The following is a 13171-nucleotide window of genomic DNA, read 5'->3' on the forward strand; positions in this document are numbered from 1 at the left end:
CGCATGAAGCGGATTCTTTTTATACTCAATGAAAATCAAAGTGCAAACTAGGAAGCTAGCCGCAGGCTGTACTGGAGTACGGCAAGGTGAAGCTGACGTGGTTTGAATTTGATTTTCGAAGGGTATTATAGTCCCATTAAACGATAAGCCTGATCTCTTAGGTCCTTATCTGTTTCAAATAGACCACGAGCTACTGTCGTCAAAGTCGCAGTGCCTGGTTTTCTTACACCACGCATGCTCATACACATATGCTCCGCTTCAATAACAACAAAGGCTCCCTTAGCCCCTAGATAGTCCATCAAGGCATCAGCCACTTCAATATTCAAACGTTCTTGAATCTGTGGTTTTTTAGAGTAGACTTCAACCGTACGGGCTAGCTTGGACAAGCCTGCCACCCGACCATCTGGAATGTAGGCAATGTGCGCTCTCCCATAAAAGGGCAAGAAGTGGTGTTCACACATGGTGTGGAAAAAAATATCCTTTTCCACTACCATATTGTCATCAATAATCTCAAAGGATTTTGACAGGTGTTCCTCAGCAGTTTGGCCAAGACCTGAAAAAATCTCTTGGTACATACGGGCTACACGAGCAGGAGTTTCCTGCAATCCCTCTCGGTTAGCATCCTCACCGACGGCCTCGATAATCATTTTTACAGCCATTTCAATCTTTTGTGTATCCATTCTCGTTCTTCCTCTCCATCAGATAGGCTCTCACTTGGCTCAAGAAATACAAGGAACCAGTGACAAGCCTAACTGTTTTTTTCTCTTCATCTTCTGTCATTTTCTGATCTAAAAATTCCTGCCAACCTTGGTAATTGAGTTTTCTAGACTTAGCTGTCTCTTTCAGCACGTTCTCATCTGTCGCCCGACTATCATCAAAATGGGTCAGGGTAAGCTCGGTATCTGGGATTTCCTCCAACAAATCCAGCATATCCTCCAAGGCCTTGGTTTTGATGCAGGTAAAAAGGATTTCCTTATGATAATCCGCAAAGCGTTCTTGCAAGGTTGCTAATAAAGCCTTGATAGCATGAGGATTATGGGCTCCATCCAAAATCATCAAGGGGGCGCCAGACAGAACCTCCAAACGCCCTGGCCATCTGGTTTCTTCCAAGGCTTGAGCAACCAAGTCATTGCTAGCTAACTCTCGTCCAGTCTCCTGGCAATAAGTGTCTAGGAGGGCAAGCGCCATCCCCGCATTCTCTATCTGATGTAAACCAATCAGACCTGTTTGAAAGCGACCTTGTCTGACAGAACTGGTATAATCAAAGACCTCGCCTGTCACCACACTTTCTTGATGACGAACCTGATAATCCGTCCCATAGGCAAGTCTCGGCGCATTTTTAGCTTCTGCAATAGGATCAATCACAGTCAAGGCTTCTGGAACAATGCAACCTGTCACCAAGGGAATACCTTGTTTGACAATACCAGCCTTCTGCTCTGCTATGGCCCCCAAGGTATCACCAAGTAGGGCTACATGGTCCAGTCCAATGGTCGTAATCCCTGTCAAAATTGGCTGACAAACATTAGTACTATCCAAAAGTCCTCCCATGCCGACTTCCATGATAGCCACATCTACTTGTTCTGAGGCAAAATAATCATAAGCTATGGCTGTGATAATCTCAAACTCAGTCGTTCCTTGTAATGCAACGCTCCTCTCCCCCTCAAGCAAAGAGCGATAAACTGCCATGAGGGCTTCTAGCCTCTCTTCTGGGATGGATTCCCCATTGATGCTAATCTGGTCTGTATAATGAATGAGATAGGGCGAGCTAAAAACTCCAACTTTCAACCCCATCTTTTCCAGCATATTTTTCAAAAAAGCAATGGTCGAACCCTTTCCATTGGTTCCACCGATATGGATAACCTTGAGTTTGAGATGGGGATTACCTCGCAAGGCTAGGAGTTTTACCATTCGCTCCAAACCAAAATGTGGTTGGTCCGTCCGGTAGTGGGCAATCCACTGATTGTTTTGAATTTCTTTCATCTTATTTATATTGTTTTAAATCTAGATTTTCCGCATCATCTGCCAAACGAATGGCTGACGCAATTTCAACTGCCATCTTATGACTGGCTACATCGTGCACGCGCACAACTTCGACACCCTGTCTCGCAGCGATACTGGTCACATGAGCCGAAGCGGTGTCCCGATTGCGAAAACCGACTTCCGTCTCAGGATTAACTTCAAAGTCATTCTCCTCAAGGATATTGATAACAAACCGCTTGCGCGAAACACCGAGAAAGATTGGATAGCCTTTCTGATGCAGTTTATCCAGATCACGTAGAAGGAGCAGATTTTCCTTCTTAGTCATACCAAAGCCAATTCCTGGATCCAGCATGATCTTGCCTTTCGAAATCCCCGCTTTCTCCGCTCTCGCTAGAGCGCGGTCAAAGAACGCGGTCATCAAATCTTCTACTGGTAGTTGTTCAAAGTACGCCAAGTCTTCATTTGTAAAAGGATCCCCAAATCCAAAATGCGGGAATATGAGCGAGCTAGGGTGCTGAGGTCTAGCCATGACTGGATTAAACATGATAATCACTTTCGCTCCAGCTTTAGCAACCACATCCGCCATTCTCTCATCTCCCATGAGACCAGTGATATCATTGACCAGATTGGCACCAGCTTCCAAAGCTGCCTCTGCCACCTGACTCTTCCAAGTATCGATGGAGATGAGGACATCACTTTCCTTACGGATAGCTTCGATGACTGGAACAACACGCTGGATTTCCTCTTCTATCTCGACATAGCTACTGCCAGGACGAGTCGATTCTCCACCAATATCTAGCATACTCGCTCCTTCAGCTATCAATTTACGAGCTTGCTGGAGAGCCTGGTCAACAGCAAAAAACTGACCACCATCCGAAAAGGAATCTGGGGTTACATTGATAATTCCGCAAATGGCTGTTTTTGCCTGACTAGCTTTATTGGACATAAGGTCACTCCTCAAGGTTTTTCACCACATTATTTCTCTATTTTACCATAAAAAGAAAAAGATGGATACGCTAGCATTTATCTTTTCCAAGTAAGGAAATGGTTTAGAAAGGCAAGCCTACATTTCGACTAATCAAAACCAGTAAAGCCAGCAAACAAAAGGCAATACCATTGACAATCATATGAAGCAAGATCGACATCTCTAAGCGTTCTGTTCTGTAAGCTGTCCAAGTTAAAACTGTAGACATTCCTCCATAGATAAGGAGAGAAGGCAGATTGGTCGGTGTGTGGAGCAAGGCAAAGACGACTGCACCTACAAGATAACCCAACTTCTCCTTCCCACGGAAGATCTTTTTAGGGATAATTCCACGACACAATATTTCCTCACAAATGGGAGCAATCAGAACCAGTAAGAAAAAACTGGAAATCAGCGAGCTATTCTGAACCAGATTATTAATAGTTGATTGGTTGCTGGTCGTAGATTCATTCATCAGACGAAGCAAGGCAGAGCCGAATAAGTTACTTGTGAAAATAACCAAATAACTCAAAACCAAGCGGGCTAGATCTTTTGCCTTGAAAAAAGAAAGATTGAAGGTCGCAATCTCTGTTTTTCGCGCACTAAAGATAAAAACAGTTAGAATAGCAACCGACAGCAAAGCCACTAAGAGTCCTGACTGGAGGAGTGGGAATTGTCTAGCGGATAAAAGGGCAGATAAAATTAAAGGAAGTTGAGATAGCACTAGTGCTACTAAAAAAATTAACACCCATATTCCTCTATCCAGAATTTCTTGCCAGATACCTTTTTTCTTCATGATGTACCTCCTTATAATAAAAAGGGGAGACTCCCCTTTTTCTATTATACCATTTATAGCTTATAGCGCCATGCTAATATAGTTCAGGATGAACAAGGCATCCAAAATCCAAATCATCACGTGCACATCCTTGGCTTGACCTTTGACAACTTTTGTCAAGGTATAAGTCAAGAAACCAACAGCAATACCTTGTGTGATAGAGTAGCTGAATCCCATAAAGATAGATGTGAAGAAGGCAGGAACCGCTTCAGCCATATCATCCCAAGGAATGTTTTTCAAGTTAGAAAGCATCATGATTCCGACGATGATCAAAATTGGCGCTGTTGCAGCTGTCGGAACAATCGCTAGAAGTGGGCTAAAGAAGCTAGAGAGAGCAAAACAGATCGCAACTACTAGGGCTGTCAAACCAGTACGTCCACCAGCGCCGATACCCGCCGCAGACTCAACATAAGTCGTAACGTTTGAAGTACCTGCAATGGCACCTACTGAAGTCGCCACCAAGTCAGAGTAAAGAGCCTTGTCCAATTTAACTGACTCATGGTTTTCACCACTTGTCGCAACGATACCAACTTTTTCACCAGTACCGATAAGAGTACCAATTGTATCAAAAATATCCGTTAGTGAGAAAGCAAGAATGGCCATCAAAGTTTCTGGCAAACGTGAAGTGTTTGAAATCAAAGATCCTAAACCTTCTGAGCCCAGAGCGGCACCAAACAAAGTCCCAAGATCATTAACTGCTGATGAAAGATTGTTGCTAGCGAAGTCAATCCCTGATAATTTCACAACACCAACAGCAATGGCAAGCACAGTCGTTGTTAAAATAGAAAGAATGATTCCACCTTTGATGCCTTTAACAACAAAGAAGATGGTAATAGCCAGACCAGCAAGAGCCACCAATACTGCTGGAGTATTGAAGTCTACCAAGCCTGGAACAGCTGCTGAGTTTGCAGTAAGTGCAGCTTGAGCCTTGTCTGCTCCCTCACCTGCTACAGTATAAGTACCTGGATCGATTGAGAATTTCAAGAGACCAGCATTCTTAATCCCAACATAGGCAAGGAAAACACCAATACCAGCTGAAATTGCTGAACGGAGCGTTGTAGGAATGGATTCGATGATCATTTTACGAACATTTGTCAAGGTAATAATCAGTGAAATAATTCCACAAATGAAGACCATACCAAGAGCTTCTTTCCAAGTATAGCCCATCCCAAATACAACTGTAAAGGTAAAGAAGGCGTTCAATCCCATACCTGGTGCTTGTGCATACGGCAAATTAGCATAAAAAGCCATCATCAAGGTACCGACTACAGAACCGATAATCGTTGCCAAGAACACACCTTGTACAGGCATTCCCGTTTGGGAAAGCATTTGAGGGTTTACAAAGAGAATATAACTCATTGCAAAGAATGTTGTTAAACCAGCAAGCACCTCTGTACGGACATCTGTCCCGTGCTCTTTTAGTTTAAATAGTTTGTCCATTATAAATCTCCTTTTGTTTTTTACGAACAATATGAGTATTATATCATTTATTATTCACCTTTTCAATATATTTGTTTGATTTATTTAACAAAATGAAATGTTTATTTTTTGTTTTGAGTCTGTTTTTCTTCTTTCTTTTTGATATAATAGTAGACATCTTATCTGGAATGTACTAGGAAGGTTTATATGACTAAAAAAATTATCGCAGTCGATTTGGACGGAACCCTGCTCAATGGTGAAAGCAAGCTCTCCGATTTTACCAAAAAGACAATCAAAAAAATTACCGAAAAGGGGCACCATGTTGTCATCACGACAGGTCGTCCTTATCGTATGGCAAAAGAATTTTATCAGGAACTAGAGTTGCACACACCTATGATCAACTTCAATGGTTCCCTTACCCATCTACCAGGACAAGCTTGGGAGCATGAAAAGTGCTTGACATTGGACAAAAAATACCTCTTAGATATGGTCAAACGCAAAGAGGATATCCAAGCTGACTTTATTGCAGGAGAATACCGCAAAAAATTTTATATCACGGCTCCTAATGAAGAAATTGCCAATCCCAAACTATTTGGTGTAGAAAATTTCCAACCAGAAAATCAATTCAAATCCGAATTGGTGACCAAGGACCCTAACTGTATCCTCTTGCAAACAAGAGTCGATGATAAATACGCGCTAGCAGATGAGATGAATCGTTTTTACCAACACCAACTAGCAATCAATACCTGGGGAGGGCCCCTCAACATTCTCGAATGTACACCAAAAGGGGTCAACAAAGCCTTTGCTTTAGAATACTTGCTCAATGTTATGAACCGTGACAGACAAGATTTGATTGCCTTCGGTGATGAGCACAATGACACCGAAATGTTGGCATTTGCAGGCAAGGGATATGCTATGAAGAATGCCAATCCCGATTTGCTACCATATGCAGATGAGCAACTCTCTCTGACAAATGATGAAGATGGTGTTGCCCATACCCTACAAGATTTGTTCCTATGACACTCAAAAAGTTAGCTTGTGCTAGCTTTTTTGATTTTCACAATTTTTCAATTAATCGGCCTGTTTTCATTTTTTTATATTAAATTACTCCCTTATCTTTTTAAATATTTCTACAAAATATCTATATATTAACATTTTGTAAGCGAGTTTTCATTGAAGACCAATACATATTTATAAGAAATGGTTGATTTTTGTTTGAAAACGGTTTATACTTAAAGTTAGGCTTAAAGTTTTCTTAAACAAATAGTCAAACATTTTAAAGGAGGAATGACAATAATGAGTATCGGAATCATTATTGCGAGCCACGGCGAATTTGCTGCGGGTATTCATCAGTCCGGATCTATGATCTTTGGTGAACAAGAGAAGGTTCAAGTTGTAACCTTTATGCCAAACGAAGGTCCTGATGATTTATACGCTAAGATCAATAACGCTGTTGCTGCATTTGACGCAGAAGATGAGGTTCTAGTTTTGGCTGACCTTTGGAGTGGATCTCCATTCAACCAAGCTAGCCGCGTGATGGGAGAAAATCCAGAGCGTAAGTTTGCCATCATCACAGGACTGAACTTGCCGATGTTGATCCAAGCCTACACAGAGCGCCTGATGGACGCTACTGCAGGTGTGGATAAAGTCGCTGCGAATATCATTAAAGAAGCCAAAGAAGGCATCAAAGCTCTTCCAGAAGAGCTTAACCCAGTTGAGGAAGTTGCAACTGCTGCAGCTGCTCCTACTGCCCAAGCTGCTATTCCAGAAGGAACAGTTATCGGTGACGGTAAACTGAAGATCAACCTTGCTCGTCTAGACACTCGTCTCCTTCACGGTCAGGTTGCAACTGCTTGGACTCCAGATTCAAAAGCAGATCGTATCATCGTTGCTTCAGACAACGTTGCAAACGACGAATTGCGTAAAGAATTGATCAAACAAGCAGCTCCTAACGGAGTAAAAGCCAACGTTGTACCAATCAAAAAATTGATTGAGGTTGCAAAAGATCCTCGTTTTGGTAACACACATGCTCTTATCTTGTTTGAAACTCCACAAGATGCACTCCGTGCCATCGAAGGTGGCGTGCCAATCAAGACTCTTAACGTTGGTTCTATGGCTCACTCAACAGGTAAAACAATGATTAACAACGTTTTGTCTATGGACAAAGACGATGTTGCAACCTTTGAAAAAATGCGTGACCTCGGTGTTGAATTTGACGTACGTAAAGTACCAAACGACACGAAAAAAGATTTGTTTGACTTGATTAAGAAAGCAAACGTTCAATAATTTTAATCTGTTTCTATCATTTTTGAAAACAGGATTAAATACTTTATTAAAACTAAATAGAAAAGGAATAAAACCATGTCAGATATTTCAATCATTTCTGCTATCTTGGTTGTAGTTGTTGCCTTCCTTGCAGGTCTTGAAGGTATCCTCGACCAATTCCAATTCCATCAACCAATCGTCGCATGTACCCTTATCGGACTTGCAACTGGTAACCTCGAAGCAGGTGTTATGCTTGGTGGATCTCTTCAAATGATCGCCCTTGGTTGGGCAAACATCGGAGCTGCCGTAGCTCCTGACGCTGCTCTTGCATCTGTTGCCGCAGCGATTATCTTGATCAAAGGTGGTAACTTTACTACTGAAGGTATCGCCGTCGCAACAGCCACAGCTATCCCTCTTGCCGTAGCTGGACTTTTCTTGACTATGATTGTTCGTACAATCTCAGTTGGTTTGGTTCACACTGCAGATGCTGCCGCTAAAGAAGGAAATATTGCAGCTGTTGAACGTGCTCACTACTTTGCGCTTGTTCTTCAAGGTCTTCGTATTGCAATCCCTGCAGCCTTCCTTATCGCTATCCCAGCTTCTGCCGTTCAAGATGCTCTTAAATTGATGCCAGAATGGTTGAATGGTGGTATGGCTGTCGGTGGTGCTATGGTCGTTGCCGTTGGTTACGCTATGGTTATCAACATGATGGCAACTCGTGAAGTATGGCCATTCTTCGCAATCGGTTTTGCTCTTGCAGCAATCTCTCAATTGACTTTGATTGCCCTTGGTGTCATCGGTGTTGCCCTTGCCTTCATCTACCTTAACCTTACAAAACAAGGTGGAAACGGTGGCGGCGGAGCTGCAACTTCTAACGACCCAATCGGTGATATCCTAGAAGACTACTAGAAAGGGGAACAATCATGGCTGAAAAAATTCAATTATCAAAATCAGATCGTCAAAAAGTTTGGTGGCGTTCACAATTCCTTCAAGGTTCTTGGAACTACGAACGTATGCAAAACTTGGGTTGGGCTTACTCATTGATCCCAGCTATCAAAAAATTGTACACTAAAAAAGAAGACCAAGCGGCTGCTCTTGAGCGCCACCTTGAATTCTTCAACACTCACCCATACGTCGCTGCTCCAATCATGGGGGTTACTCTTGCACTTGAAGAAGAGCGCGCTAACGGTGTTGAAATCGACGACGCGGCTATCCAAGGGGTTAAAATCGGTATGATGGGACCTCTTGCTGGTATCGGTGACCCAGTATTCTGGTTTACAGTTCGTCCTATCCTTGGAGCCCTTGGTGCATCACTTGCTGCATCTGGTAACATTGTTGGTCCCCTTCTCTTCTTCTTTGGATGGAATGCTATCCGTATGGCCTTCCTATGGTACACACAAGAGTTCGGTTACAAAGCTGGATCTGAAATCACTAAAGACATGTCTGGTGGTATCTTGAAAGACATCACCAAAGGAGCATCTATCCTTGGTATGTTCATCCTTGCCGTTCTTGTACAACGTTGGGTATCTATCAACTTTACTGTCAACCTTCCAGGTAAACAATTGGCTGAAGGTGCTTACATCAACTTCCCAGAAGGTGCTGTAACAGGTGGAGAATTGAAGGGAATCCTTGGTCAAGCACTCAGCGGATTGAGCCTAGATAAGATTCAACCACAAACTCTTCAAGGTCAGTTGGACTCATTGATTCCAGGATTGATGGGACTTCTCCTTACTTTCCTTTGCATGTGGTTGCTTAAGAAAAAAGTATCACCAATCGCAATCATCCTTGCTCTCTTTGCAGTAGGTATCGCAGCTCGTTTCTTCGGTATCATGTAATCTCGGTGAGAATATATAAACAAAAAAGAATCAGGATTAAACCTGATTCTTTTTATGTATCAACTTTTTCTCCTAGTAAGATAATGAAAGCACCCAATCACCACTGCTAGTATGGCAACATAGAGTAGCTGTTTGGCTTCTAAAGGCACAAAAGCTCCCTGTAGGATAAAAGTATTGGCAAGTACACCAACAAGGGCTGCAAGGCTCAAAAACGTGAGCAAAAGCATCTTGTATCGATTAAAAGGCAAGCTGACCTTGGCAACTAGACACAGACCATTGATCAGGGCAAGGAGGAAGCAAATAAATTTGACCTGACCTGGGACAGTGATAAAGAAATTGGTCAAAAGAACACTAGCAACCAGAACGCCACCACCAATCGCCGCGTTGGTTAGGATATCTCTCATAAAGTGAGTGCTAACCTTTTCTTTATTGGACTCAAAAGTCAGGAAGAAGGATGGAATCCCAATCGTAATAGCTGAAATGATTGTAAACTGAATAGGGATAAAGGCGAATTCCAAACCAAATACCACACTCAAAATGGCAAACACGACGGAGAAGAAGGTCTTTGTTAGAAAAAGAGAGGCTACCTTTTGGATGTTGTTAATGACCCGGCGTCCTTCCATCAAGATATCATAAAATACTGCAAAGTCATCTGTGAGAAAAACAATATTGGATACACTTTTGGCTGCACTCGTAGCCCCCTTCATGGCAAAACTAATATCTGCTTTCTTGAGAGCCAGAACATCATTGACTCCATCACCACTCATGGCAACTGTTTTACCAGCATTTTGCAAAATAGATACCATCTTTTGCTTCTGTTCAGGTGTCACACGACCGAAGATATCGTGTTCCAAGACCACTCTTTCAAAGTCATCATCGCTCACCTTAGTCATATCAATCGCACGCGCTTCCTCCTTAAAACCTGCTTTACGAGCCACCCCATATACAGCAACATGATTGTCACCACTGATAATCTTCACTTCAACACCTTGAGATTCGAAATAGTCAAAGGTTTCCTTGGTATTGTCCTTAATCTCATCTGACAAAACAACATGGCCTAGGAGTTCCATATTGGCTGGACTCGTAATCTGGTCCTTGCTATGAGCAAGGGACAAAATTCGAAAACCTTGCTGTTTTAGATCTTCATAGTAGGCATCCATCGGCTGGGTAAAGCCTAAAAACTCATAGGCTCCGAAGAAATAGGTCCCACCATCTTTTACTTGGACAAAGGAATACTTGTTTTTGCTTGAAAAGGCACCGACTTCTTGAACTTCCCACTTTTTCTCACAGGTTAAGTAAGTCTTCAGAGCTCGGGAAGTTGCATTTTCATCCTCGAAATAAGCCAGATAAGAAGATAGTTTCTCTGCTACATTAGCATCCATTTCTTGGACCTTCATATTCCCCGTCGTGATAGTTCCTGTCTTATCAAAACAAAGAACATCTACTCGCGCCAAGGTCTCTACACAGTATAGCTCCTGCACCAGAACCTTCTTTTTGGCCAGCTTCATAGCCGCTACTGCTAGAGACACACTAACTAAGAGAATCAAGCCCTCTGGAATCATACCGACCAAGGCACCAGAACTTCCCAAGATAATCTCAACATAAGACCGTCCTAGACTAAAACCTCTGATATAAAGCAGAATGGCAACGGGCACCAGCAAGATAGAGACGATTTTTAAAATCTTATCCATGTAATCGCGCAGTTGAGAAGGATATTTTTTGAATTCCTTGCTGGATTTTGCGAGTTTGTTGATATAACTATCCTGCCCCACAGCCGTTGCCGTGACCAAGCAGGATCCGCTAACGACATTGCTTCCGCTCATCAGCTGGTCACCAACCGTTTTAAAGATCGAATCACTCTCACCCGTCAGCAAAGACTCATCAACTTCAATATTCCTTTCAAGGACTTCTGCATCTACAGGCACTTGGTCACCCAGATTGAGATGCAGGTACTCACCCAGAACGATGTCCTCTGGATCAATCTCGATTGTTTGACCATCTCGATTGACTTTGTACTTACTTTTACCAAGCAAACTTAGCTTTTCTAAGGCATTTTTTGAACGCACTTCTTGGAAAATCCCGATGACTGTATTGATAGCAATCACACCTAAAAAGAGCATATTTTCAAATCGCAAGGTTGTGGCTACCAGAACCGCCAGAGCCAAATTCATGGCATTAAAGAAGGTAAAGATATTTGAAATGACGATTTCCTTGGTTGTTTTATAAGGTTTAATGTCGCTGATATTTCGTTGACGATCCTTGATGTCTTGACTGCTTAAATACTTCATTTCTACTCCGATATCCTTTTGTACTACTATAGTAACACATATCTTTTTCTCTGTCACTTAAAGACTCAAAATAAGAAGAACTCCCTTGGCAAGCATCATCTATCGCCACTTCGATAAGAACTTAAAAAGAAGCTAGGATTTCCCTAACCTCTTTTCTTTAGACTTTATTCTGCCAAGGCACCCATTGGATCCCATGGTGCAAGTACGATTGGTTCCGCTTCATAAGCAGCTTGTTCTTCTGCTGTCAGCAATTCCTTACGGACAACGATTTGGTAAGTGTATTCATCCATCCAAGCGTCTGAGGCAACAAAGTAACCATCTGCGCCGACCTTATCTCCCCATGAGTTTTCAACCTTCCACTTAGTTGACTTGCCATTTTCATCCAAATCAACACCTGTCAAGACCATGGCGTGGGTCATCAAGCTTTCGCTGTAGTCCAAACGTCCAGCTTTGTCTTGAGTGAGTTGAATATCCATGCTTGATTCAAAGTCATAAACATCTGTCGCAAGAATTCCTGCTTTGCGGTTGCTGAGCTGGCCGACATCTGAACCAAACCAAACAGTCTCACCTGTTTGCATTTGGGCAATCGCCAATTCTTTCAAGCGCTCCATTGGAACGTTGATATAGCGAACTGCACGGCTACCAACCACATTTCCTAACATCTCAACTGTGTAAGATTTGCCGTAAGGCTTGTCAGCAGTTGGAGCATTGATAACAGAAACGTAGTCTTCTAGAGGAAGATTGACATATTTCTTGTAAAATTCCTGTGGTGTGATTCCTTTTTCGCTTTGGTAGTTGTCATCCTTATCGCGATAAGCAAAGTCAAATTGACGTGGTGGAAGTCCTAGTGACATAGCAAGGAAGTTAAAGATTTCTTGTAAGAGGTCTTCTTTCTTAGCTTGAACAGTCACTTGGTCTGCACCAGAAGCGAGCAAGTCACGCAAGATTTGGGCATCTTGACGGAGCAATTTATTGAGGATGGCATTGAGCTCACGGCTGCTGCTAGATGAAACAGACTCAGGATAAACAGACTTAGGAACGACACCGTATTTTTCAAAGAGGGCAACGACCATATCCCATTGACCTCCATCTTGTTGAGGGGTTTGGAGTAGGAAGCTAACCTTGCGGCTCGTCAAGTCTTGGTCTGCAGTCGCAATCACTTGCTCCAAGAACCAGTTTGATTTCTCATACTTGTCCCAGAAGAAAGTGTGGGCTTGTGACAATTCAAAGTTTTCCAATTTGTATTGAGAGATGAGTTTGTGGCGGAAGGTGTTGAGAGCTGCAAACATCCAGCAACGACCAGAGGCCTTCTGGTTAGTAACCTTGTCCTTGGTCAAATCCAATGAGAAAACAGGTGTATTGTCTACATGGCTTTGACGACGTTCTAGGGCTGCAAAAATTCCGTTGTGGCTGGCAGCATTTTCGATCGCTTGGTATTTGACATTTGCTTCATAGTTGGCAAATAATTTATCTGTAAATGATTCTTGAATCGCGTTCATAGATTCCTCCTTTTATTCTACTGTCTATTATAACTCTTTTCACAAAGGAAGCAACTGAAAAACGAAAAAGGAAGGGACATTCTCCCTAC

Annotated in this window: 11 protein-coding genes; 4 read left to right on the forward strand and 7 right to left on the reverse strand. The window is 42.6% G+C overall.

The features are described from left to right. Positions 1-125: 125 nt before the first annotated feature. From folE to E2R31_RS02605, 5 genes are all read right to left on the reverse strand, one after another. A complete protein-coding gene (gene folE / locus E2R31_RS02585) occupies positions 126-680 on the reverse strand; it encodes a GTP cyclohydrolase I FolE (protein WP_132972693.1) in 555 nt (184 codons plus the stop codon). Beyond that, on the reverse strand, positions 661-1980 hold the full coding sequence (locus tag E2R31_RS02590) for a bifunctional folylpolyglutamate synthase/dihydrofolate synthase (protein ID WP_132972695.1): 1320 nt from the start codon (positions 1978-1980) through the stop codon (positions 661-663). The genes folE and E2R31_RS02590 overlap by 20 nt, the downstream gene beginning before the upstream one ends. Before the next feature lies 1 nt (position 1981). Next, positions 1982-2926, reverse strand: a complete 945-nt coding sequence (gene folP / locus E2R31_RS02595; protein ID WP_132972697.1) for a dihydropteroate synthase — start codon at positions 2924-2926, stop codon at positions 1982-1984. 103 nt (positions 2927-3029) lie between these two features. Further along, on the reverse strand, positions 3030-3737 hold the full coding sequence (locus tag E2R31_RS02600; RefSeq protein ID WP_132972699.1) for a CPBP family intramembrane glutamic endopeptidase: 708 nt from the start codon (positions 3735-3737) through the stop codon (positions 3030-3032). 60 nt (positions 3738-3797) lie between these two features. Continuing rightward, entirely contained in the window at positions 3798-5216 is a 1419-nt protein-coding gene (locus E2R31_RS02605; protein ID WP_000359243.1) for an NCS2 family permease, read from the reverse strand. A gap of 186 nt (positions 5217-5402) precedes the next feature. On the opposite strand from E2R31_RS02605, the gene E2R31_RS02610 reads away from it, so the two are divergent. From E2R31_RS02610 to E2R31_RS02625, 4 genes are all read left to right on the forward strand, one after another. Then, positions 5403-6215, forward strand: a complete 813-nt coding sequence (locus E2R31_RS02610) for a Cof-type HAD-IIB family hydrolase (RefSeq protein ID WP_132972701.1) — start codon at positions 5403-5405, stop codon at positions 6213-6215. A gap of 276 nt (positions 6216-6491) precedes the next feature. Next, complete coding sequence (locus E2R31_RS02615) at positions 6492-7481, forward strand: PTS sugar transporter subunit IIB (protein WP_132972703.1); 990 nt, start codon at positions 6492-6494, stop codon at positions 7479-7481. A 75-nt stretch (positions 7482-7556) separates the two neighbouring features. Beyond that, positions 7557-8369 carry a PTS mannose/fructose/sorbose transporter subunit IIC gene (locus tag E2R31_RS02620; protein WP_132972705.1) on the forward strand — a complete coding sequence of 271 codons (813 nt, stop codon included), beginning with the start codon at positions 7557-7559 and terminating at the stop codon, positions 8367-8369. 14 nt (positions 8370-8383) lie between these two features. Next, entirely contained in the window at positions 8384-9295 is a 912-nt protein-coding gene (locus E2R31_RS02625) for a PTS system mannose/fructose/sorbose family transporter subunit IID (RefSeq protein WP_049477764.1), read from the forward strand. Positions 9296-9354: 59 nt separating this feature from the next. On the opposite strand, the gene E2R31_RS02630 is transcribed toward E2R31_RS02625, so the two are convergent. Together E2R31_RS02630 and pepC are read right to left on the reverse strand one after the other, a co-directional pair. After that, positions 9355-11583, reverse strand: coding sequence for an HAD-IC family P-type ATPase (locus E2R31_RS02630; RefSeq protein WP_132972707.1), 2229 nt, complete (start codon positions 11581-11583; stop codon positions 9355-9357). Between the two features lie 164 nt (positions 11584-11747). After that, positions 11748-13082 (reverse strand): aminopeptidase C, encoded by a 1335-nt coding sequence (pepC, locus tag E2R31_RS02635; RefSeq protein WP_000991653.1) that lies wholly within the window; start codon positions 13080-13082, stop codon positions 11748-11750. Positions 13083-13171 lie beyond the last annotated feature (89 nt).

It is taken from the genome of Streptococcus downii (genome assembly GCF_004353325.1).
GTDB classification, from domain to species: domain Bacteria; phylum Bacillota; class Bacilli; order Lactobacillales; family Streptococcaceae; genus Streptococcus; species Streptococcus downii.